At 70.7% G+C, this 20,467-nt stretch carries 25 protein-coding genes; 15 read left to right on the forward strand and 10 right to left on the reverse strand.

Going from position 1 to position 20,467, the window contains the following annotated elements; all coding sequences use genetic code 11:
* Positions 1-60: 60 nt before the first annotated feature.
* From ACFYQA_RS23465 to ACFYQA_RS23490, 6 genes are all read right to left on the reverse strand, one after another.
* Positions 61-1,527 carry a sensor histidine kinase gene (locus ACFYQA_RS23465; protein ID WP_388921071.1) on the reverse strand — a complete coding sequence of 489 codons (1,467 nt, stop codon included), beginning with the start codon at positions 1,525-1,527 and terminating at the stop codon, positions 61-63.
* Entirely contained in the window at positions 1,524-2,258 is a 735-nt protein-coding gene (locus ACFYQA_RS23470) for a response regulator transcription factor (RefSeq protein WP_388921074.1), read from the reverse strand. Before ACFYQA_RS23470 ends, ACFYQA_RS23465 begins: the two co-directional genes overlap by 4 nt.
* 162 nt (positions 2,259-2,420) lie before the next feature.
* Positions 2,421-2,615 carry a hypothetical protein gene (locus tag ACFYQA_RS23475; RefSeq protein ID WP_388921077.1) on the reverse strand — a complete coding sequence of 65 codons (195 nt, stop codon included), beginning with the start codon at positions 2,613-2,615 and terminating at the stop codon, positions 2,421-2,423.
* A gap of 34 nt (positions 2,616-2,649) precedes the next feature.
* Positions 2,650-3,831 carry a trypsin-like peptidase domain-containing protein gene (locus tag ACFYQA_RS23480; RefSeq protein ID WP_388921080.1) on the reverse strand — a complete coding sequence of 394 codons (1,182 nt, stop codon included), beginning with the start codon at positions 3,829-3,831 and terminating at the stop codon, positions 2,650-2,652.
* A gap of 155 nt (positions 3,832-3,986) precedes the next feature.
* Positions 3,987-5,009, reverse strand: a complete 1,023-nt coding sequence (locus ACFYQA_RS23485; RefSeq protein ID WP_388921083.1) for a LacI family DNA-binding transcriptional regulator — start codon at positions 5,007-5,009, stop codon at positions 3,987-3,989.
* Between the two features lie 107 nt (positions 5,010-5,116).
* On the reverse strand, positions 5,117-5,917 hold the full coding sequence (locus tag ACFYQA_RS23490; protein WP_388921086.1) for a response regulator transcription factor: 801 nt from the start codon (positions 5,915-5,917) through the stop codon (positions 5,117-5,119).
* A 693-nt stretch (positions 5,918-6,610) separates the two neighbouring features.
* On the opposite strand from ACFYQA_RS23490, the gene ACFYQA_RS23495 reads away from it, so the two are divergent.
* The 7 genes from ACFYQA_RS23495 (at position 6,611) to ACFYQA_RS23525 (ending at position 11,259) form a co-directional block, all read left to right on the forward strand.
* Positions 6,611-6,865, forward strand: coding sequence for a MoaD/ThiS family protein (locus tag ACFYQA_RS23495; protein ID WP_386397515.1), 255 nt, complete (start codon positions 6,611-6,613; stop codon positions 6,863-6,865).
* Between the two features lie 3 nt (positions 6,866-6,868).
* Positions 6,869-8,212 (forward strand): hypothetical protein, encoded by a 1,344-nt coding sequence (locus ACFYQA_RS23500; RefSeq protein WP_388921089.1) that lies wholly within the window; start codon positions 6,869-6,871, stop codon positions 8,210-8,212.
* A 241-nt stretch (positions 8,213-8,453) separates the two neighbouring features.
* Positions 8,454-9,194, forward strand: coding sequence for a DUF2993 domain-containing protein (locus ACFYQA_RS23505; RefSeq protein WP_388921092.1), 741 nt, complete (start codon positions 8,454-8,456; stop codon positions 9,192-9,194).
* A gap of 227 nt (positions 9,195-9,421) precedes the next feature.
* Complete coding sequence (locus tag ACFYQA_RS23510; protein ID WP_350849312.1) at positions 9,422-9,529, forward strand: Ms5788A family Cys-rich leader peptide; 108 nt, start codon at positions 9,422-9,424, stop codon at positions 9,527-9,529.
* Between the two features lie 137 nt (positions 9,530-9,666).
* Complete coding sequence (locus tag ACFYQA_RS23515) at positions 9,667-10,512, forward strand: sulfurtransferase (RefSeq protein ID WP_388921095.1); 846 nt, start codon at positions 9,667-9,669, stop codon at positions 10,510-10,512.
* A gap of 60 nt (positions 10,513-10,572) precedes the next feature.
* A complete protein-coding gene (locus ACFYQA_RS23520) occupies positions 10,573-10,860 on the forward strand; it encodes a DUF1416 domain-containing protein (protein ID WP_055606626.1) in 288 nt (95 codons plus the stop codon).
* Positions 10,861-10,992: 132 nt separating this feature from the next.
* The gene (locus ACFYQA_RS23525) at positions 10,993-11,259 is read left to right on the forward strand and encodes a DUF3099 domain-containing protein (RefSeq protein WP_386397504.1); all 267 of its coding nucleotides are present in this window, start codon (positions 10,993-10,995) and stop codon (positions 11,257-11,259) included.
* Positions 11,260-11,277: 18 nt separating this feature from the next.
* Here the strand turns inward: ACFYQA_RS23525 and ACFYQA_RS23530 are convergent, their stop codons facing one another.
* Positions 11,278-11,640 carry a DsrE family protein gene (locus ACFYQA_RS23530; protein WP_055606646.1) on the reverse strand — a complete coding sequence of 121 codons (363 nt, stop codon included), beginning with the start codon at positions 11,638-11,640 and terminating at the stop codon, positions 11,278-11,280.
* A 348-nt stretch (positions 11,641-11,988) separates the two neighbouring features.
* On the opposite strand from ACFYQA_RS23530, the gene ACFYQA_RS23535 reads away from it, so the two are divergent.
* The 3 genes from ACFYQA_RS23535 to ACFYQA_RS23545 are packed head-to-tail and all read left to right on the forward strand — an operon-like array spanning position 11,989 to position 14,032.
* Positions 11,989-12,564: an FABP family protein gene (locus tag ACFYQA_RS23535; protein WP_388921099.1), complete on the forward strand. Its 576-nt coding sequence runs from the start codon at positions 11,989-11,991 to the stop codon at positions 12,562-12,564.
* 55 nt (positions 12,565-12,619) lie between these two features.
* Entirely contained in the window at positions 12,620-13,057 is a 438-nt protein-coding gene (locus ACFYQA_RS23540; RefSeq protein ID WP_332429009.1) for a transcriptional repressor, read from the forward strand.
* Positions 13,058-13,066: 9 nt separating this feature from the next.
* Positions 13,067-14,032 carry a YgfZ/GcvT domain-containing protein gene (locus tag ACFYQA_RS23545; protein ID WP_388921102.1) on the forward strand — a complete coding sequence of 322 codons (966 nt, stop codon included), beginning with the start codon at positions 13,067-13,069 and terminating at the stop codon, positions 14,030-14,032.
* An 80-nt stretch (positions 14,033-14,112) separates the two neighbouring features.
* Here ACFYQA_RS23545 and dtd read toward each other — a convergent pair whose 3' ends face one another.
* Entirely contained in the window at positions 14,113-14,538 is a 426-nt protein-coding gene (gene dtd, locus ACFYQA_RS23550; RefSeq protein ID WP_386397494.1) for a D-aminoacyl-tRNA deacylase, read from the reverse strand.
* A gap of 178 nt (positions 14,539-14,716) precedes the next feature.
* Between dtd and ACFYQA_RS23555 the strand changes: the two genes are divergently transcribed.
* The 3 genes from ACFYQA_RS23555 (at position 14,717) to ACFYQA_RS23565 (ending at position 18,058) form a co-directional block, all read left to right on the forward strand.
* Positions 14,717-15,355, forward strand: coding sequence for an aerial mycelium formation protein (locus tag ACFYQA_RS23555; protein ID WP_388921105.1), 639 nt, complete (start codon positions 14,717-14,719; stop codon positions 15,353-15,355).
* Positions 15,356-15,506: 151 nt separating this feature from the next.
* The gene (locus ACFYQA_RS23560) at positions 15,507-16,778 is read left to right on the forward strand and encodes a GNAT family N-acetyltransferase (RefSeq protein WP_388921107.1); all 1,272 of its coding nucleotides are present in this window, start codon (positions 15,507-15,509) and stop codon (positions 16,776-16,778) included.
* A 341-nt stretch (positions 16,779-17,119) separates the two neighbouring features.
* Positions 17,120-18,058: a winged helix-turn-helix domain-containing protein gene (locus ACFYQA_RS23565; RefSeq protein WP_388921110.1), complete on the forward strand. Its 939-nt coding sequence runs from the start codon at positions 17,120-17,122 to the stop codon at positions 18,056-18,058.
* 65 nt (positions 18,059-18,123) lie between these two features.
* Here the strand turns inward: ACFYQA_RS23565 and ACFYQA_RS23570 are convergent, their stop codons facing one another.
* On the reverse strand, positions 18,124-18,312 hold the full coding sequence (locus tag ACFYQA_RS23570) for a hypothetical protein (RefSeq protein WP_388921113.1): 189 nt from the start codon (positions 18,310-18,312) through the stop codon (positions 18,124-18,126).
* Positions 18,313-18,486: 174 nt separating this feature from the next.
* On the opposite strand from ACFYQA_RS23570, the gene ACFYQA_RS23575 reads away from it, so the two are divergent.
* The gene (locus ACFYQA_RS23575) at positions 18,487-19,368 is read left to right on the forward strand and encodes a GntR family transcriptional regulator (RefSeq protein ID WP_388921116.1); all 882 of its coding nucleotides are present in this window, start codon (positions 18,487-18,489) and stop codon (positions 19,366-19,368) included.
* Positions 19,317-20,168, forward strand: coding sequence for an HAD family hydrolase (locus ACFYQA_RS23580; RefSeq protein ID WP_388921119.1), 852 nt, complete (start codon positions 19,317-19,319; stop codon positions 20,166-20,168). Before ACFYQA_RS23575 ends, ACFYQA_RS23580 begins: the two co-directional genes overlap by 52 nt.
* Here the strand turns inward: ACFYQA_RS23580 and ACFYQA_RS23585 are convergent.
* Positions 20,159-20,323 (reverse strand): hypothetical protein, encoded by a 165-nt coding sequence (locus ACFYQA_RS23585; protein ID WP_388921122.1) that lies wholly within the window; start codon positions 20,321-20,323, stop codon positions 20,159-20,161. The two genes, ACFYQA_RS23580 and ACFYQA_RS23585, sit on opposite strands and share 10 nt — an antisense overlap.
* Positions 20,324-20,467: the final 144 nt, after the last annotated feature.

Here is a 20,467-nt window from a genome sequence, read left to right on the forward strand (position 1 = left end):
ACCGAAAAGTTGCCGCCCCTCCCCCTCCGGCTGCGGCACCTCCGGCTGCCAAACCTCCGGCTACGGCACCTCGGGCGGCGGGGTCGGTGCCCCCGGGAGGCGGATCGTGGCCGTCGTTCCCCCGGCGCCGTCCTCGGCACGGGTCAGGGTGACGGTGCCGCCCGCCTGCTGGACCGTGCGGGCCACGATGGACAGGCCGAGGCCCGAACCGGGGAGCGCGCGGGCGGTCGGGGAGCGCCAGAAGCGGTCGAAGACGTAGGGGAGTTCGTCGGCGGGAATGCCGGGCCCGTGATCGCGGACGGTGAGGGCGCCGTCGGCGAGGCGGACCTCGACCGTGCCGCCCTCCGGGCTGAACTTCACCGCGTTGTCGAGGATGTTGACCACGGCCCGCTCCAGCGCGGAGGGCTCCGCGCGGACGTACCACGGCCGGACGTCCGCCGTGACGGTCAGCTCCGGGCCGCGCAGCCGGGCGCGGCGCAGCGCCGACTCCACGACGTCCTGCCAGGCGACGATCTGCGCACGGTCGGCGTGCTGGCCGGTGTCCGGGCGGGACAGTTCCTGCAGGTCACCGATGAGCGACGCCAGTTCGGTCATCTGCGCCTTCACCGAGGCGAGCAGGGCCTTGCGGTCGTCGGGAGGGATCGGGCGGCCGATCTCCTCGCTGCGGGTGAGGAGTTCGATGTTGGTGCGCAGGGAGGTGAGCGGGGTGCGCAGCTCGTGGCCGGCGTCCGCGATGAGCTGCTGTTGCAGGTCGCGGGAGCTGGCCAGGGCGGACGTCATGGAGTTGAAGGAGCGGGAGAGGCGGGCGACCTCGTCCTCGGCGTCGTCATCGACGGGGATGCGGATGCCCAGGTCCTCCGTGCGGGCCACGTGTTCCACGGCCTCGGTGAGCTTGTCGACGGGGCGCAGACCCGCACGGGCGACCGCGAGGCCGGCGGCGGCCGCGCCCAGTACTCCGACGCCGGAGACGAGGAGCAGGATCAGGGCGAGGTCGTTGAGCGTCGACTCGGTGCCCTTGAGCGGGACGGCGACGAGGACGGCGGCCTTGGAACTGGTCAGCGTGCTCGGGTCGTTGATCACCAGCGGCAGGGTCAGCACGCGCACCTCGGCGCCGTCCTGGTCGGTGCCGTCGCGGTACAGGCCCGTCGAGCCGGTTCCCGCGCTCGCGATGACGTCCCGGTCGGACGGGGTGACCTCGATCCTGCCCGCCGATCTGGGGAACAGGCACACGGTGCCGTTGTCCAGGACCACCTGGGAGAAGGTCTCCCCGAAGGCCCCGTCCATGTTGTCCCGAGGCGTGTCCGTGCAGGTGTTCAGCGCCCTGCGGATCTCGTCGGCCCGCTGCGGGCCCTGGAGTACCGTCGCCTTCTCCAGGTCGTTGTCGAGCTGCTCGTACAGCTTCCCCTGCACGATGAACCAGCAGGTCACCGACACCGCCGCCACCGCGAACGCCACCGCCGCCGCCACCAGCAGCGACAGCCGCGCCCGGATCGGGAGCGAGCGGAACCTGCGGACCGGTCCGTTCACTCCGAGCCGCCCTGCCGCAGGGCGTAGCCGACGCCCCTCACCGTGTGCACCAGACGCGGCTCGCCGCCTGCCTCGGTCTTGCGGCGCAGGTACATGACGTACACGTCGAGGGAGTTCGACGACGGCTCGAAGTCGAAGCCCCAGACCGCCTTCAGGATCTGCTCACGCGTGAGCACCTGGCGCGGGTGCGCCATGAACATCTCCAGCAGCGTGAACTCCGTACGGGTCAGCTCCACCTGGCGCGCGCCCCGGGTCACCTCGCGGGTCGACAGGTCCATGCGCAGGTCGGCGAAGGTGAGGACGTCGTTCTCCTCGTCGGCACCGGCCACGGCGGCCGCGTACGAGCTGCGGCGCAGCAACGCGCGGATGCGGGCGAACAGCTCGTCCAGCTCGAACGGCTTGACCAGGTAGTCGTCCGCCCCGGCGTCCAGTCCCGTCACCCGGTCGCCGACGGTGTCCCGGGCGGTCAGCATCAGGATGGGCGTGGTGTCACCGGTGGCCCGGATGCGGCGGGCGGCGGTCAGGCCGTCCATCCGGGGCATCTGGATGTCGAGGACGACCAGGTCGGGCCGGTAGACCGCCGCCTTGTCCAGGGCGTCCGCGCCGTCGACGGCGACCTCGGTGCCGTACCCCTCGAAGGCGAGGCTGCGCCGGAGCGCTTCGCGCACCGCCGGCTCGTCGTCGACGATCAGGATGCGCTGGGGGTCACGGTCGCCTTCTGCGGGGCTCATGGCTCGGGGTCCTCTGTTGTCTGCACGGGGCGCGGGCGCGGGGGCACGGCCGGGGGCCTGCGGGCTTCAGTCTTCCAAGCTCTCAGGCTCGCACGATTCCCCGGGGGCGCGGTCGGCCCCGGTCGGCCGTGCGTGGGCCGGGGCCGGGGCTGTGGCCGTGGGTCAGCCGGGTACGGTACGGCGGTGGCCGCCGCGACCGGGGCTGGGCTTCCGGCGGGTCGGGGGCGGGGCGACTTCCGGGGCCCGCCGGGCCGGCGTGTGCAGTTCGGCCGCGACCTCCAGCGCGAGGGCGAGACCGGCGGGGTCGGTACCGGCGTCGGGCGCCTGGTGGACGACCTGCGGGATCTGCTTGATCATGTCGGACTCCTCGAGTGGGCGCCGCGTCGTCACATCAGTTCATGGAGCCGGCCCGCAGGGTCGGGAGGTCCGCCTTGACCGTGTTGACCGGGATGGCGAAGCCCAGGCCCACGCTGCCGGCGTCGGCCGAGGAGGAGCCGCTGCCGTTCGACGAGTACATCGCGGAGTTGATGCCGATGATGTTGCCGTTCATGTCGATCAGCGCGCCGCCGGAGTTCCCGGGGTTCAGGGACGCGTCGGTCTGGATCGCCTTGTACGTCGTCGTGGACCCGCCGGTGTCGCCGTTGAACTGCCGGCCGCCGAACTCGAACGGCCATCCGTCGCCGGGCTGTCCTTGCTGTTGCCCCTGCTGTTGCCCCTGCTGTTGCCCCTGGCTCTCGTCCGTGGAGACGGTCACGTCACGGTTGAGCGCCGAGATGATGCCGCTGGTGACGGTGCCGGTCAGGCCCTCGGGGGAGCCGATCGCCACGACCTCGTCGCCGACCCGCACCCCGTCGGAGTCGCCGAGGGCGGCGGTCGTCAGGCCCGAGGCGTCCCGCAGCTTGATCAGCGCGAGGTCCTTCGAGCTCTCCGTGCCGACGACGTCCGCGGTGTACGTCTTCCCGTCGCCGGTCCGGACTTCGACGGACGAGGCACCGGCGACGACGTGGTTGTTGGTGATGATCTCGCCGTCCTTCGTGATGATCACACCGGACCCGGTGGACGACCCCGCGTTGGACTGGGCGTTGATTTCGACGATGCTCGGGCTGACCGCCTCGGCGACGCCCGCCACCGTGCCCTTCTGGCCGGTCGGCACCACGTTCGTGCTGCTCGCGCTAGACGAGGCGACGGTGGCGCCGCCGACCAGCTCCTGGATGCCGTACGCGGTACCGCCGCCCACGGCCGCCGCCACGATCGCCACGGCGGCGAGCAGCGCGGCCGGGCCCCGGTTCCGCTTCCGGCGGGGCCTGGGGGCGGTCGGCTCGGACGCGTGGGTCGAGCCCTCGGGGCCCGACGGGTGCACGACAGGGATCGGACGCGTCGCCGCCATCGGGTCCGACGGACCTGACGGACCCGACAAACCTGACGGACCCGACGGGTGTGCGGCGGTGGCCGGCTGCCCCGGTGCGTATGCCGGCGGGGCCGGCCACTCCGGGTCCACGGGGGAGGAGGCGGGCTGGTGGCCGCCCGCCTCGGGGCTCTCGTGCTCGCTGTTGCGGCGATGGCTCTCCGTCATGTCAACGAGCCTGGCGCCCGACGATGAGAACAACCTGAGTGCCCGCTGAGAAGCCCGACAGAACCTCGTATGCCCGATATAAAGACGGTGAGGTCGTCATAAAGACGACGGAGCCGTCCGATGAAGACGGTGAGGGACCGTCCGGAGGTCCGGTGCTACCCGCAGCCGCAGGAGCGGCGAATCACCAGTTCGGACGGGAAGATCTTCAGCCGCTCGCGCTGCGAGCCGGCCACCCGCAGCCCGTCGTCGAGGACGAGGTCGACCGCCGTGCGCGCCATCGCCGAGCGGTCGGAGGCGACCGTCGTCATCGGCGGGTCGGTGAGCGCCGCCTCCTTGATGTCGTCGAACCCGACGACCGCCAGCTCGCCGGGCACGTCGATGCGCAGCTCGCGCGCCGCGCGCAGCACGCCGATGGCCTGGTCGTCGGTGGAGCAGAAGATCGCGGGCGGGCGGTCCGGCCCGGAGAGGATGCCGAGCCCGACCCGATAGGCGTCGTAGCGGTTGTACGGGGCCTCGAAGAGGCGGCCCTCGGTCGGGACACCCGCGTCCTCCATGGCCCGTCGCCAGCCCTCGACGTGGTCGGAGACGGGGTCGCCCACCGCGGGGGTCTCCGCGGTGCCGCCGACGCAGGCGACATACGCGTTGCCGTGTTCCAGCAGGTGGCGGACGGCGAGCTGGGCGCCGCCGAGGTCGTCGGTGACGACGGCGACGTCGTCGATGGCCTCGGGGCGCTCGTGCAGCAGGACCATCCGGGCGTCCCAGGCGTCTATCTCCGCGGCGGCGAGGTCGTTCAGCGCGTGGCTGACCAGGATCAGCCCGGAGACACGCATGCCGAGGAACGCCCGCAGATAGTGGACCTCGCGCTCGGCCACGTAGTCGGAGTTCCCGACCAGCACCATTTTTCCGCGCTCGGACGCGGCCTGTTCGACCGCGTGCGCCATTTCCCCGAAGAAGGGCTGGCGCGCGTCCGGCACGATCAGGCCTATGAGATCCGTACGCCGCGACGCCATGGCCTGGGCGACCCGGTCCGGCCGGTACCCCAGTTCCTTGATCGCGGCGAGTACGCGTTCGCGCGTGGCCGGGGCGACCGGCCTCGGTCCGTTGTTGATGACATAGCTGACGACGGCGGTGGAAGTACCCGCCAGCCGAGCCACATCATCCCTAGTCACCTTGGCCACGCGCGGAGTCTACGCGGATATAACCGGTCGGGGCAGAGCGTGAACGACCTTGTGAACAGCACGGAAACGGATCGCGTGGGCGGGGGCGGCGCTCGTGCGGATGCCATTCACGCCTGGGTCGGGGCCTCGGCAGCGTCCAGAGGGGCCGTCTCGTCCGCATCCGCCGCCTTTTGGCGGTCGGACTCGGCCTGCTGCCGGTCGGCCTTCGCCTTGGCCTCCTCGGCGGCCCGCTCGCCCTTCTCCGGCGTAACGAATCGGTAACCCACGTTCCGCACGGTGCCGATCAGCGACTCGTGCTCTGGGCCGAGCTTGGCGCGCAGGCGCCGTACGTGGACGTCGACCGTCCGGGTGCCGCCGAAGTAGTCGTAGCCCCAGACCTCCTGCAGCAGCTGGGCGCGGGTGAAGACGCGGCCGGGGTGCTGGGCGAGGTACTTCAGGAGCTCGAACTCCTTGAACGTGAGATCGAGGACGCGGCCCTTGAGCTTGGCGCTGTAGGTCGCCTCGTCGACGGACAAATCGCCGTTGCGGATCTCCGTGGGGGAGTCGTCGCCGACGATCTGCTGCCGGCCCATGGCGAGCCGCAGCCGAGCCTCCACCTCCGCCGGTCCCGCCGTGTCGAGGAGGACGTCGTCGATGCCCCACTCCGCGGTGACGGCGGCGAGGCCGCCCTCGGTCACCACGAGGACGAGGGGGCAGCCGGGGCCGGTGGACCGCAGCAGCTGGCACAGGCTGCGGACCTGCGGGAGGTCGCGCCGGCCGTCGACGAGGATGACGTCGGCGCCGGGGGTGTCGACCAGGGCGGGTCCCTCGGCGGGGGCCACGCGCACATGGTGGAGCAGCAGACCGAGGGCGGGGAGCACCTCCGCCGACGGCTGGAGGGCGTTGGTCAGCAGGAGCAGTGAACTCATCGCACCCCTCCCTCGAGTCCGTCGAGGAAACGGACACGGACACGGACGTGGTCCTGGTCCCGGGGCTCGGGTCGTGGTGCTGCCCACGACCGGGTCGTCATTCGTACGTGCACGGTTCGCTCGCCCATAACGTCTGGTCTCTCCTCGGTCCCTGCGATGGGGGTACCTCCCACGCCATGAGGGCAGTGGGGGAGTTTACGGCACAGCTTCGTGCGTTTCGACGGCCCGTACACCGGCGGTTTCCCGCGTCGTATACAACGCTTCCGAAAGCACAAAAGGACCCGGGGGCTTCACTGCCCGAGTCCTCTCCCCATGAGAATAGCCGACATGAGCACCGGTCCGTCAGGTCATGTGGCGCGTTCCCTCAATGGTCCGCATTTCAAGACAGGTGGTGTGACGCGTGAAGTCACCTGGGGCGGTACGTCTTTTCGGACGTCTTTGCGCACGGTGGGCGGTGTGCGGATCGATTCCGTATACAACCCGGCTGCGGCCGAAAGGATGACCGGGAAGGACGCCTCACGGCCGCTTTCCCATGATCTCGTGTTCGTGATCGCACGCGGGTTCACGGGGGCGTGGAGCGGCCGCGCGGACCGGCGGCCCCCGACGGGCCGCTGCACCGGATAGGGGACCGGGTGGTGGCCCGGGCGGGCTAGCCTGACCGTGTTCACTGTCAAACGATTGAGGAACCAGCAGATGGCAAAGGTCACGGTGCGGTACTGGGCCGCCGCCAAGGCCGCGGCCGGGGTGGCCGAGGAGTCGTACGAGGCGGTCACGCTCGCCGACGCGCTGGACGCGGTGCGCGAGCGGCACCCGGGCGAACTCACGCGTGTCCTGCGACGGTGCTCGTTCCTCGTCGACAGTGATCCCGTGGGCACCCGCGCACATGAGACGGTACGGCTGGCCGACGGCGGCACGGTCGAGGTGCTCCCACCGTTCGCAGGAGGGTGAGCGATGACCAACCAGCCGCATCAGGGTTACGACGGGTACGACGGGTACGACGGGCGCCGCGAGGGTCAGGAGGGCTACGACCCCTACGGCCGGCCCCGGCCCCAACCCCGGCATCAGCGGCCTGAAGATCAGGCGCAGGGGCCGTCGCAGGCGTGGCCCGGAGGGCCGCAGCAGGCGTACGACGATCAGCACGCCGCCCAGCAGTACACGCAGCAGTGGCAGGGGCAGACCTGGGAGACGCAGATGCAGCCCCCGGTCCTGCCGACGGCCGCGGAGGAGACGTCGTACCTGCCCCAGCACACCGGACAGCCTCCGCAGCATTCCCCTGCCGCCCCGCAGGCTTCGCAGACCCCTCCGGGACATGCCGGATACGCGGGTCGGGGTGACGGCGGCGCGCTCGGCGGACCCGCGGTGTACGCGGGGTACGGGGTGGCCTCCACCCACGGGGCACCGATCCCCGGTGCCCATCCCGGTGCCGGTGCGAGTGCCATGCCCCCGCCCGCCTCCGCCGCACCCGCCCCGCCCGCCGCGTCCTCGGCCCCCGATGCCCCGGGCGGTTCCGGGTACGGGCCCGCCACCCTCGCCGGGAACACCCGGGTCACGGACGCGCAGCGTGCCCGCGCGGAGGGGCGTTCGCCGATCATCGAGCCCGGCATGCAGCCGGCGGCGCTCACCGCGCTGCTGGGGCTGCTGCTCGCCGGCGGGGCGGCGCTGGGCACGTACGCCCTGCTCGTGCCGCTGGTGGCCCTCCAGGGACTCACCGCGGCCGGCTGGTTCCGGCTGAACGGTATGTGGCCCGCGCGCCAGGGCATCGCCCTGGGCTTCCTCGGGGCGCTGGTCGCGGACGTGGCGCTGCTCGCGTCCGACCGGTCGCCGTCGGCCATTCTCGGCACGCTCGGCGTGTGGGTGCTGCTGTCGCTGGTGCTCCAGCTCCGGTCGCACGCGGATCCCGACGAGCGGATGTACGGCCTGACGGCGACGGTGGCCGCGGCCGCGCTGGCGATCGTGGCGAGCGGCTACCTGGCGGCCGGCGCCGACGCGGTGACGGTCGGCGGGATCGCGGTGGCGGCGGCGGTCGTGGCGCGGGCACTGCCGTGGCCGACGCCGGTGTCCGTGATGGCCGCGCTGCTCGTGGCGGCCGGTGCGGGTGCGCTGGCCGGCGGGATGACGGAGTTCGGCGCCTCGGGCGCGCTGATCGGTGCGGGCGCGGCGGTCTGCGCCCTGATCGGCCACCGTGCCGCGAGCTACGACTACCCGTCCCGGTTCGTTCACTTCACCGCCGGAGTGGCCCTGCCCCTGGCCGCGGCGGCGCCGGCGGTGTACGTCCTGGGCCGCGTCGCCGGCTGACGTCCCGCCCGACGTCCCGGCCGCGCCCCGCGGTCCCGGCCTCCGTTCCCGCCCCTGTTCTGTCTCCTGTCCTGGTCTCCCCCGCCGACGCTCGTCGGCGGGGGAGACCCGTTCCGGGCGCCTGTCACAGATGATCAACAATCCCGGGGTTCTCCTTGCCGTGCGGGCTACTCTCGCGCAGGACGGCTGCCCGGTCGTCGGGGAATGTCGTCGAAACGCACCTAGGTGGGGAACCAACCGCATGCGCGCATTGCGAATACTGCTGATCATCGCCGTGGTCCTGGGCGGCATCTTCGTGATCGTGGACCGCCTCGCGGTCGACTTCGCGGAGGGCGAGGTGGCCGACCGGCTCAAGTCGAGCGAGAACCTCAGCGCCACCCCCGACGTGTCCATCAACGGTTTCCCCTTCCTCACCCAACTCGCCGGCGGCTCCCTCGACGAGGTGCGGATCGGGATCCAGGAGTACGAGGCCGGCGCCGGCGACGGCAAGCAGAACATCCGGATCGAGGACCTGCGCGCCGACATGAAGGGCGTGGAGTTCTCCGGCGACTTCGGCTCCGCCACCGCCGCCGACGCGACCGGTACCGCGAGCGTGACCTACGACGAGCTGCTCAAGACCGCCAAGTCCGAGTCCACCCAGGTCGGCCCCGGTGTCACCGCGAGCATCGTCGGCCTCTCCGACGGCGGCAACGGGAAGATCGAGGTCGCGGTGGAGGCCACCGTGCTCGGCACCAAGCTGCCCGAGCCGGTCTCCGTCCTCAGCTCCGTGACCGTCGTGGACGGCAACACCGTGCGGGTCCACGCGGACGCGCTGCCCTCGTTCGGCGGCGTCGAGATGGCCGAGGCGCGGGTGCGGGAGATCACCGACTTCGAGCAGAGGATCGACGGCCTGCCCGGCGGGATCAAGCTCGCCAAGGTCGAGGCGGGGAAATCCGGCGTCGACATCACCGTGCAGGGTTCCAACGTCCGGCTTGCCGGGTAAGTAGGCGGTCGGCAGGACCATTTCGCCCCTGAGGGGCCCGGTGGACCCAGGGTGTCCGACAGGTGAGACGAAGGCGTCCGCGAGGCAGATGCGAGGGTGGGCGCAGCCGGGTCCGGGGCGGGCGGGAGCGGGCCCGCCCCTCCTGTGATCCCGCAGTGCGGACAATCTTGTCTCAGTATGCGACACGACGGTGACATGTCCGCCCTGTCCTCCTTACGATCGACGGCATGCAGTGTCAGACGAGCGTCCTCCGAGCGCGGGGACAGGCGGATCTCACGAAGCGGCGGGCAGTGGACCTCTGCCGCGTCGCCGCCATGCTCTGTCGACCTTTCTGAGCGGGCGCCCCGCCGCCCGCATCCCCACCTCGCCCCGCCGAGGGGCATCCGTGCGCCCGCTCCCGCAGGAGCGCCGCGCACCCGCATACCCGCATACCCGCACGCCTCGCCGTAACTGCCCCGGAGGAGACAAAAGCATGAGCCGTCACGACGTACTGGTCGACGCCGACTGGGTCCAGGAGCACCTGGACGATTCGACCATCGCCATCGTCGAGGTGGACGAGGACACCACCGCGTACGAGAAGAACCACATCAAGAACGCCATCCGGATCGACTGGACCAAGGACCTCCAGGACCCGGTCCGCCGTGACTTCGTCGACCAGGAGGGCTTCGAGAAGCTCCTGTCGGAGAAGGGCATCTCCAACGACCACACGGTGATCCTCTACGGCGGCAACAACAACTGGTTCGCCGCGTACGCCTACTGGTACTTCAAGCTGTACGGCCACGAGAACGTCAAGCTCCTCGACGGCGGCCGCAAGAAGTGGGAACTGGACGCCCGCGAGCTGGTCGCCGGCGACGAGGTGCCCCAGCGGGCGAAGACCGAGTACAAGGCCAAGCCGCAGGACCTGTCCATCCGCGCCTTCCGCGACGAGGTCGTGGACGCCATCGGCGCGCAGAACATCGTCGACGTGCGCTCGCCCGACGAGTTCTCCGGCAAGCTGAACGCCCCGGCGCACCTGCCGCAGGAGCAGTCGCAGCGCCCCGGCCACGTGCCGACCTCCCGCAACATCCCGTGGTCCAAGAACGCCAACGACGACGGCACCTTCAAGTCCGACGACGAGCTCAAGGCGCTCTACGAGGACGAGGAGATCGACCTGGCCAAGGACACCATCGCCCTGTGCCGCATCGGTGAGCGCTCCGCGATCTCCTGGTTCGTGCTGCACGAGCTGCTGGGCGTGGAGAACGTCAAGAACTACGACGGCTCCTGGACCGAGTACGGCTCCCTCGTCGGCGTGCCGATCGAGCTCGGCCCCGCCAAGTAGGCCCCCGCCCGCACCACGACCCGACCTGACCAGACCACGAGACCAGTTCAGGAGTACGCCATGTGCGGTGCGAAGGCCGGTGGCCCGGACGCCTCGACGATCAAGCCCGGCGAGACCACCATCCAGGGTCATCTGACCCGTGACGGCGAGCCGGTGACGGGCTACGTCCGTCTGCTGGACTCGACCGGCGAGTTCACCGCGGAGGTTCCGACCTCCGCGACCGGGCAGTTCCGCTTCTACGCGGCGGAGGGCACCTGGACGGTCCGCGCCCTGGTGCCCGGCGGTACCGCCGACCGCACGGTCGTCGCCCAGCAGGGCGGTCTGGCCGAGGTCGCCATCGCGGTCTGAGGGCTCTTCGAAGGGCCGCATCCCGGGTCGGGCACCGACCACCGGCACCGGGGATGCGGCCCTTCGGCGTGCCTGCGTGCCCGTGTATCCGCGCCCCTGCATGTCTGCGGGTCCGGTTCTACGCTGGAGAGTATGTACGCGCGTAGGCGGCACACCTACTTCGCCATGATGGGCACGTGCATTGTGCTGTTCGTCCTGGCCTGCGCCGTCGTGCGGCTCTGGTCGGTGCCGGTGGCCGTGGGCATGTGCGTGGTGGCCATGATCATCCCGCCGTTCGCCGCCATCGTCGCCAACCGGCGCGGCCCCGACGACCGCTGGTGGGACGACCCCTCCGGCGACCCCGAGTCCGACGCCTGGTGGGACGAACTGGACGGGAAGAAGAGGCCCGGACCCCGGTGAGCCCTCCGGCCCTCCATGTCAGTAGACGAGCGCCTGCGTGCCGTCCGCCAGCGCCTCCTGGACGAACACCTGCGCCCCCGCGATGCGTACGCCCTCGATGACGTCCTTCTCCGTGATGTCCCGGCGCGCCGCGCACTGGGTGCACAGGGTGAGCCGGCCCCCCGCGACGATCGAGTCCAGCAGGTCCGGCAGCGGCGCCGCGTGCGGCAGCTCGAACTCCGCGGCCCTGCCCGGCAGCGCGAACCACGCCGACTCCCCGGTGAGCCACAGCGAGACGTCCACGCCGCTGGCCACGGCCACCGCCGCCACCGTGAAGGCCTGCGAGCAGCGTTCCGGGGCGTCGGCCCCGGCGGTCACCTTGATCACGAGCTTCTTCGCCATAACCGGATCGTAGTCACCCCCGTCCTGCCCGTGCCCGGAAGTCCGTGCCCGGAAGCCTGTCGCCGGACCGGCCACCGGTCCCGGTCTCCACCCGGGCCACCGGTCCCACCGCCCCTGCCGCCGGGTGGGTGCACGTCGGGGCCGGGGGTCGGCCGCGTAAGCTGGGGGCCGCCCTGTGCACACGTAATGCACCGCACCCCCGCTCAAGGAGCATCCCGTGGTTCTCTTCTACGAAGCCCTGCTGGTCCTGGTCGCCGTCGGCGTTCTCGCCTTCGCCGGGCTGGCCGTGAAGAAGCTGTACCAGGGCCAGCGCTGACCCTGCCCGACCACGTCCAGGAACTGTCACTGATGATCGAGATCCCGTCCGACCTCCACAAGGACCTCGTACCGCTCGCTTTTCTGCTCGGCGACTGGGCGGGCGCAGGCGTGCACGACTTCCCCGGCTCCGAGAAGTGCAACTTCGGGCAGGAGGTCTCCTTCACCCACGACGGCCGGGACTTCCTGGAGTACTCCTCCCACAGCTGGGTGCTCGACGAGAACGGCGGCAAGGTACGGCCGCTCGAGTCCGAGCACGGCTTCTGGCGGATCGACGCCGACCGCAAGGTCGAGATCACGATGACCCGCGACGACGGCGTCATCGAGATCTGGTACGGCGAGCTGGCCGACCAGAAGCCGCAGATCGACCTGGTGACGGACGCCGTCGCGCGCACCGCGGCCGCCCGGCCCTACAGCGGCGGCAAGCGGCTGTACGGCTATGTCAAGAGCGACCTGATGTGGGTCGGTGAGAAGCAGACCCCCGAGGTCGAGCTGCGCCCCTACATGTCGGCGCACCTGAAGAAGGTCGTCACCCCCGAGGACGTCGAGCGCTGGGCCAAGGCCCTGCCCGACGACATGCCGGACGACGGGATCGCCTTCTTCAGGTAAATCCCCGGCTTCCGGATCCCGGCGTGATCCAGACGACAGGCCCTAGACTCGTGGTGTGGTGAGCACCGACTGGAAGAGCGATCTCAGGCAGCGCGGCTACCGGCTGACGCCGCAGCGCCAACTCGTGCTCGAAGCCGTCGACACGCTGGAGCACGCGACCCCCGACGACATTCTCGTGGAAGTGCGGAGAACGGCGTCGGGGGTCAACATCTCGACCGTCTACCGCACCCTGGAGCTCCTGGAGGAGCTGGGCCTGGTCAGTCATGCCCACCTCGGGCACGGCGCCCCGACCTACCACCTCGCCGACCGGCACCACCATCTGCACCTCGTCTGCCGTGACTGCACCGAGGTCATCGAGGCGGACGTGGAGGTGGCCGCCGACTTCACGGCGAAGCTGCGCGACACCTTCGGATTCGACACCGACCTGAAGCATTTCGCGATCTTCGGCCGCTGTAAGGACTGTTCCCTGAAGGGTTCAACTACCGAGTCGTAGGCTAGGGGTATGAAGAGCCCTCTGCTGACCCTGCCCGGCGCCGTTCCCGCCGAGGGCGTGGACGAAGGCGTCGCCGCCCACTACGGTGACCTGTTCCGCGAGCAGCGTGCCCTCGCCGAAGGCACCGGCTTCGTCGACCTGTCCCACCGCGGGGTCGTCACCGTTTCCGGGCCGGAGCGGCTGAGCTGGCTGCATCTGCTGCTCACCCAGCATGTCAGCGACCTTCCGCCGCACCAGGCCACCGAGGCGCTGATCCTCTCCGCGAACGGCCACATCGAGCACGCGCTCTACCTCGTCGACGACGGCGAGACCGTCTGGGCCCATGTCGAACCCGGCACCCAGGAGGCGCTGATCGCCTACCTGGAGTCGATGAAGTTCTTCTACCGGGTCGAAACCGCCGACCGCACCGCGGACTTCGCGGTGGTGCACCTGCCCGCCGGTTCCATCGCGGAGGTGCCGGAGGGCGTCGCCGTCCGGGAGATGCCGTACGGCCGTGATCTGTTCCTGCCCCGCGCGGACCTGGAGTCGTACGCCGGGAAGGCCGGGTCACCCGCCGGGATCCTCGCCCACGAGGCGCTGCGGGTCGAGCAGCACCGCCCCCGGCTCGGCTTCGAGACCGACCACCGCACCATCCCGCACGAGCTGGGCTGGATCGGCGGTGCGGTGCATCTGCAGAAGGGCTGCTACCGGGGTCAGGAGACGGTCGCCAGGGTCCAGAACCTGGGCAAGCCGCCGCGCAGGATGGTCTTCCTGCACCTGGACGGCAGCGAGGTCCATCTGCCGCCGGCCGGCACCGATCTGCGGATCGCGGACGACGGTCCGGACGGCCGCCGGATCGGCTTCGTCACCACGTCCGTACGCCACCACGAGCTGGGCCCGGTCGCCCTCGCTCTGGTCAAGCGGAACGTTCCGGTCGACGCCCGTCTGATGGCCGGGGACACGGCGGCGGCCCAGGAGACCGTGGTCGAGCCCTGATCCGCGTCGAGATCCGTTCCGCGGCGGGCCCTGATCCGCGGCGGAGGCGGGTCATGTCGGATGTGCGGATGTGCCGTGGATCAGATCTCGAGGAGGACGGTGAACGGGCCGTCGTTGGTCAGCGACACCCGCATCCGCGCGCCGAAGCGGCCCGTCGCCACCGTCGCGCCCAGCGCACGCAGCTGGGCGACCACCTCGTCCACCAGCGGTTCGGCGACGTCCCCGGGGGCGGCGGCGTTCCAGGTGGGGCGCCGGCCCTTGCGGGCGTCGCCGTAAAGGGTGAACTGGCTGATCACCAGAATCGGGGCGTCGATGTCGCTGCACGACTTCTCGTCCTGGAGCATCCGCACCGACCAGAGCTTTCGGGCGAGCTGGGCCGCCTTCTCCTTGGTGTCCTCATGGGTGACGCCGACCAGGGCACACAGCCCCTCGCCCTCGATCGCCCCCACCGTCTCGCCGTCCACGACGACGCTCGCGCCGTCCACCCTCTGCACCACTGCACGCATACGTCCATCATGCCGGTCCGCGAACAGCTGACCGACGATGGTCCGGGCAAGGCCCCCAGGCGGGCTATTTTTACTCCTTACCCCCCATCTGGGGCGGATCGGGAGCACTCGGTCGCACAGCGGCCCTCAGAGGTGACACGATGCCGGCACACACCGGTCGAGGGGACGGTTGAGGCACATGAGCACACCAGGAACCGGGCAGCAGTCCGGGCCTGTCCTGCCGGCCCGGGCGGGGGTGGGGGAACGCGAGTTCCACCGCCCGCCCGCACAGCGCACGGACAGCCCGGCACTGCCCGAGGAGCACCCGGGGCCCGGGCCGGCCCTGACCGTGCGCGGTCTGCCCGAGTTGCGCACGCTGCGCCGCAACGCCCAGCGCGACGAGGCCGACCTCAGCTATGTACGGCGGCTGCTCCAGGGACGGATCGACATCCTGCGGGCGGAACTGGCCCGGCGTACACCGGTGGGCGCGTCCTCGGTCACCGCGCCGGCGGAGGCGTCCGTGGTGGAGCGGCTGGCGGAGATCCTGCGGGACACCCCGGTGCGCCGGCGTTCGTCCGCCCGCCATGTGACCCTGGGGACGCCGCAGAGCGAGGAGTACGGGCGGCTGGCGGCGGAGATGCTCGCCGAGGTGGAGCTCTCGGACCTGGGTGCGCGTACGGACGGGGAGCTGACGGCCGCGATGGGGCGGCTGGTGGGGTACGAGCAGCAGGTGTCCCGGAGCCGGCAGCTCCTGCAGCGCACCGCCGACGACTGCAGTGCGGAGATCGCGCGCCGGTACCGCGAGGGGGAGGCCCAGGTCGACGACCTGCTGGTGTGAGGCGGGCGGGACGGGGCGGGGCAGGGACGGATGCCGGGCGGGCGGCTTGCATCCGGTGACCGGAGCCGCATCCGGCCGGGGCCGGGCCGGGGCCGTGGGACGGTCGGAAAAGCGCGCGACACCTCCTCGGGAGGCGACCTACCGTGAAGTCATGACCCCCAGCGCCGGAACGCCCCGCACCGACCTCGACGTACGCCCGATCACCGAGACCGAGTTCGCCGACTGGAACCGGGCCCTGAACATCGGGTTCCTGCGGGAGCCCACCCCTTCCCCGGAGGCCCTCGACGTACGCCGTCTGCAGTTCCTGCCGGGCCGGTCGCTGGGGGCCTTCGACGGCGGCCGCTGCGTCGCGACGTTCCGGTCCTTCCCGCAGGAGCTCACCGCGGTCGGCGGGGCCGCCGTGCCGGCCGACGCCATCACGAACGTCAGCGTGACCCCCACGCACCGCCGGCGCGGTCTGCTCACCCGCATGATGGCGCAGGACCTCGCCGCCGCGAAGGAACGCGGGGACGTCGTCGCGACCCTCATCTCCGCCGAGTACCCGATCTACGGCCGCTACTGCTTCGGCCCCGCCACCTGGGCCACCGAGTGGACCGTCGACGTCCCGCGCACCGGTCTCGATCCGCGCCGGTCCCGCCCGGAGGACGGCGGGCGGGTGGACCTCGTGGACGCGGAGGACGTGAGCAAGCTCGGCCCGGAGCTGCACGAGCGGGTGCGCGGGGTCCAGCCGGGCGCGGTCGGCCGGGCCGACCTGTGGTGGAAGACCGCCACCGGAGCCATTCGCTCCTCCACGCCGTGGAACGAGCCCTTCTTCGCGGTGTACCGCTCGGCGGACGGCGAGGTCGAGGGCATGGTCTCCTACACGGCGGACGACACGTGGGGCGATTCCAAGCAGCCGTTGAACACGGCGCGGGTGGACTGGCTGCTCGCGGTGAGCCCGGCCGCGGAGCGGGCGCTGTGGCGCTACCTGTGCTCGATCGACTGGATCGTGAAGGTGAAGAGCGGCTGGCGGGCCCCCGACGACCTGCTTCCGTTCCTCCTGCCGGACCCGCGCGCCGCCGTCGTGACGGCGTACGCGGACTGGCTGTGGGTGCGCGTCCTGGACGTCGTACGGGCGCTGGAGGCCCGGACGTACGAGGCGGCCGGGTCACTGGTACTGGAGGTGGCCGACGGCGCGGGGCTGGCCGGCGGGCGCTACCGGCTCCAGGCGTCGGCGGACGGCACCGGGACGTGCGCGGCGACCACCGATGACGTCGATCTGATCCTGGATGTCGCCGAGTTGGCGCCGCTGTGGCTGGGCGACGAGTCGGCGGTGCGGCTGGCGGCGCTGGGCCGGGTCCGGGAAGAACGAGCGGGCGCCGCCCGTGAGGCCGACGCCCTGCTGCGTACGTCCAGGCGCCCATGGTGCCCGGACCTGTTCTGAGCGCTGCCGCGCTCCCTCGGTGTGGCTCTCTCCTCCTCTCCCTCGTTCGGCGGGTGTCTGTGCATCCGTAGCCGTTCTCGCTGTTCTGTTCCTGCTGTTCAGTTGTGGTTGTTGCGCTGGTGCTGACCGACCGGGTTCCCGGCTCCCCTCCGGAGGGGAAGCCCGGTCGGCGGCTCGAGGAGTGGTCCCCACCGTCACCGTGATGGCCAACCTCCTGGGAGGTCCGACCATGTTGCTCAAGTTGGCGACCAACTTCTCTTAAGTTATCTCCGCTTGGATGCGGCTCATAACCACCTTCCACTGAACTGCCAAAAGATGGCGAGAAGTTGTAGGGTTTCGGCGTGGACCCGGAATACGCCACCGTCAATGGACGGAAGAGGCCACAGCGGCCACAGAAGACACATCGCGAGGTGGCCGACGAGTTGCGCGCCCGGATCAGGTCCGGGGAGCTGCGACCTGGCCAGCGCATGCCCACTCAGGCGAAGCTCGCGGACGAGTTCGGCGTCGAGCGCGGTGCCGTACGCCAGGCGCTGCGCATCCTGCAGTCCGAACAGTTGCTCACCAACGTCGCCAAGGGTGCCCCGGCGACCGTCGCCGGCCACCCCGGCGGTGCGCCGACCGGCCCGGGAGCGCCGCCCCAGCCCACCACGGTGGCCCTCACACCCCGTATCGCCACCGCCTTCGAAGCCGAGCACGTCGAGATCGACGCCGTCTGCCTGACCGCGATATCCCTCACCCTCGCCATCGGCGAACCGCTGCGCCGGATCCATGCCGGGCGGATGAAACCGGCCAAGGTCGACGTCCGCGTCCTGCTGCCCGGCAGGAACATCGACCTCGCCTTCCCGGTGGCGGTCGGGAGTCCTGGCGACGGCCGGGACGGTGACCGTCACGCCGGCCGCGGTGGCGACCCCGTGCACGAGCGGTGGCTGGCGATGCGCAACGCCCAGGGGCAGGTGCTCCGGCACAATCTGCTCGCCCTGCGCGCCACCCACGGCATCGACGTGCGGGTCTCCTTCCGGGCGCTGCCCTTCACCCCGCCGGTGAAGCTGTATCTGCTCAACGGCGTGGAGGCGCTGTTCGCCTACTACACGCTGTCCCGCAGCGAGGCGCAGATCGACCAGGAGAACGTTCAGACGTACGACGCGCAGGGCACCCGCTCCGCGCTGTTCGCGTTCGAGCAGGGCGCGGGGATGCGGGACAACGCCTTCGTGACGCAGTCCCAGCTGTGGTTCAACGCGTTGTGGGAGACGATCAGTTCGGAGTTGCAGCTCACGAGCTGACGTCTCCCTGCCCCCTCGGCAGGTGCTCTACAGGGCTCGGCAGGGGCTCGGCGGGCACGGGTGGTTCAGAGTGCGGGCCGAGTCATCAGCAGTGCGAGCAGGACGGCTCCGGCGGAGCTGACGCCCGGACTGCGGGCCTTGATGCCGACGGTGAGCAGCAGCAGGCCGATGATGCCGGCGATGCCGTACTTCCATTCGACGTACTGCTCGAGGGTGACGACGAGGATTGCGGAGATGAGAGCGAGGACTGGCACGATGTTCCCCCTTCGTGCTGCTTCGTGCTGCTTCGTGCTTTCCTGTGAGCGGAAGCGGAACTTCCGCCAACTCGGTCAAGTTGGTAACCAACTCTAGCTAGGTTGTCCCCACTTGGCAGGTAGTTATAAACAACTCTCAAACAACTCACCATAGATGGATCAAAGTTGTAGCGTTTGGTCGTGACCCAGGAGAACGTCGCAGTGAACGGCAACAGCAGGAAATCGCCCCAGGAAATCGCCGACATCCTGCGCGAACGTATCCGCGCCGGGGAGCTCAGGGCCGGCGAACGCCTGCCCACCCAGGCCGAGCTCGCCGAGGAGTTCGGCGTGGAGCGCGGGGTCGTCCGCCAGGCGCTGCGCGTTCTCGCGGACGACGGCCTGCTGAGCAACGTCAGCAAGGGCAGCCCGCCCCGGATCGCCGAACCGGCCCCGGCGTCGGACGAGCCCCAGCCGACCATGGTCGGTCTCGCCCCCCGTCTCACCGAGGCCTTCTCCGCGGCACACGTCCGTATCGACGTCGTGTCCCACACTTCCGAGACGCTGATGGTCGCCGTCGGCGAACCCGTCCGGCTGATCCACGAGGGCAGACTCCGCCCCGAGTCGATCGAGTTCCGCGTCCTCCTGCCGTCCCGGACCATCAACCTGGCCTTCCCCGTCCTGGTCGACGAGGACGCCGACGGCGACGACCCGGTCCACGAGCGCTGGCTGCAGATGCGCAACGCCCAGGCCCAGGTGCTCCAGCACAACCTGCAGGCCGTCCGCCACACCCACGGCATCGACGTCCACGTCAGGTTCCGTGCCCTGCCCTTCACTCCGCCGATGAAGCTCTACCTGCTCAACGGCCAGGAGGCGCTGCTCGGTTACTACATGCTCGCCAGGCGCGAGGAGGAGTGGGGCACCCAGACCCTGGACATGTACGACGCCCTCGGCTCCCAGTCCCTGCTCTTCTCCTTCGCCAAGCAGGCCGGGCAGCGGGACCAGTCGTTCGTGGAGGAATCCCAGAAGTGGTTCGACGCCCTCTGGGAAACCATCACGACGGACCTGACACTCTCCTAGTGACTTCTGACGCGACTCAGACCGAATCGGTGACATACGAGACCGAAAACGATCGGAAGGACCAGAACCACCGGAAGGACCTCAACGACCCGGACAAACTGAACGAACTGAACGAACTCATCAGTGGCGCCCGCGTCGTGCTGTGGGACTTCGACGGGCCCATCTGCCGCCTGTTCGCCGGCCACTCGGCGGAACGGGTGGCGACGGACCTCGTCGAATGGCTGGAGGGCAGGGGCCTGCACGGGCTGCTCACAGAGCCCGAACGCGAGTCGCTGGACCCGCACGCGGTGCTCCGCGCCGTCGACCGCAGGCACCCGGGCAGCGACCTGGTGGCCGAGCTGGAGGCACGGCTCACTCAGGAGGAAATGCTGGCCGCGTCCTCGGCACGGCCCACCGCCTACGCCGACCCGTTGATCCGCACCTGGACGGCGGTGGGCTCCCGGCCGGCCATCGCGACGAACAACTCTCCCCACGTGGCCCGCAAGTACCTCGCCGACCGCGGCCTCCTCGGCTGCTTCGCCCCCCACATCTACGGCCGCACCCAGCAGCTCAGCCGGCTCAAACCGGACCCCCACTGCATCAACCGTGCCCTGAACGCCATGGGCGCGGCCCCGGACTCCGCCCTGATGATCGGCGACACCCCCTCCGACTTCCACGCCGCCGAGGCGGCCGGCGTGCCCTTCCTCGGCTACGCCCGCAACGAGGAGAAGGAAAAGATCCTGCAAGCCGCCGGCGCCACCGTGATCCTGTCCTCCCTGGAACCCGTACTCACCCTGCTCCGCACGGCACCTCAGGCCTGAAGCATCAGCAGGGCCGGCAGCAGGGCCGGCAGCAGGGCGGTGCCGACGGCCCGCCCGTCCTGCCGGGTCCGCAGTGTGCGGCAGTGGTTCGACCCGGCGTGGAACCTGCTCTCCACCGATGTCTGAGCCGGACCGGAGCCCGCTTCCGGTAGCATGCCCGCACCGACTGAGCAAACGCTCTCCGGAGCTCGTATCAAGAGGCTGACAAGCCAATCTCCGACGAGCCCGCGAGGTCCTCCCGCAGAGCGGTGGTACACCACCCAGTGCGCCCGGCGGGCCGCTCCGTCGCCCGCCGTTCC

Source organism: Streptomyces sp. NPDC005774, assembly GCF_042871645.1.
Taxonomy (GTDB): Bacteria; Actinomycetota; Actinomycetes; order Streptomycetales; family Streptomycetaceae; genus Streptomyces; species Streptomyces pratens.

Coding starts and splice junctions, on each gene's coding strand:
- ACFYQA_RS23470 (WP_388921074.1), bottom strand. CDS start 2,258: ATGAGCCCCGCAGAAGGCGACCGTGACCCCCAGCGCATCCTGATCGTC.
- ACFYQA_RS23475 (WP_388921077.1), bottom strand. CDS start 2,615: ATGATCAAGCAGATCCCGCAGGTCGTCCACCAGGCGCCCGACGCCGGT.
- ACFYQA_RS23480 (WP_388921080.1), bottom strand. CDS start 3,831: ATGACGGAGAGCCATCGCCGCAACAGCGAGCACGAGAGCCCCGAGGCG.
- ACFYQA_RS23490 (WP_388921086.1), bottom strand. CDS start 5,917: ATGAGTTCACTGCTCCTGCTGACCAACGCCCTCCAGCCGTCGGCGGAG.
- ACFYQA_RS23495 (WP_386397515.1), top strand. CDS start 6,611: ATGGCAAAGGTCACGGTGCGGTACTGGGCCGCCGCCAAGGCCGCGGCC.
- ACFYQA_RS23500 (WP_388921089.1), top strand. CDS start 6,869: ATGACCAACCAGCCGCATCAGGGTTACGACGGGTACGACGGGTACGAC.
- ACFYQA_RS23505 (WP_388921092.1), top strand. CDS start 8,454: ATGCGCGCATTGCGAATACTGCTGATCATCGCCGTGGTCCTGGGCGGC.
- ACFYQA_RS23510 (WP_350849312.1), top strand. CDS start 9,422: ATGCAGTGTCAGACGAGCGTCCTCCGAGCGCGGGGACAGGCGGATCTC.
- ACFYQA_RS23515 (WP_388921095.1), top strand. CDS start 9,667: ATGAGCCGTCACGACGTACTGGTCGACGCCGACTGGGTCCAGGAGCAC.
- ACFYQA_RS23520 (WP_055606626.1), top strand. CDS start 10,573: ATGTGCGGTGCGAAGGCCGGTGGCCCGGACGCCTCGACGATCAAGCCC.
- ACFYQA_RS23525 (WP_386397504.1), top strand. CDS start 10,993: ATGTACGCGCGTAGGCGGCACACCTACTTCGCCATGATGGGCACGTGC.
- ACFYQA_RS23530 (WP_055606646.1), bottom strand. CDS start 11,640: ATGGCGAAGAAGCTCGTGATCAAGGTGACCGCCGGGGCCGACGCCCCG.
- ACFYQA_RS23535 (WP_388921099.1), top strand. CDS start 11,989: ATGATCGAGATCCCGTCCGACCTCCACAAGGACCTCGTACCGCTCGCT.
- ACFYQA_RS23545 (WP_388921102.1), top strand. CDS start 13,067: ATGAAGAGCCCTCTGCTGACCCTGCCCGGCGCCGTTCCCGCCGAGGGC.
- dtd (WP_386397494.1), bottom strand. CDS start 14,538: ATGCGTGCAGTGGTGCAGAGGGTGGACGGCGCGAGCGTCGTCGTGGAC.
- ACFYQA_RS23555 (WP_388921105.1), top strand. CDS start 14,717: ATGAGCACACCAGGAACCGGGCAGCAGTCCGGGCCTGTCCTGCCGGCC.
- ACFYQA_RS23560 (WP_388921107.1), top strand. CDS start 15,507: ATGACCCCCAGCGCCGGAACGCCCCGCACCGACCTCGACGTACGCCCG.
- ACFYQA_RS23585 (WP_388921122.1), bottom strand. CDS start 20,323: ATGCTACCGGAAGCGGGCTCCGGTCCGGCTCAGACATCGGTGGAGAGC.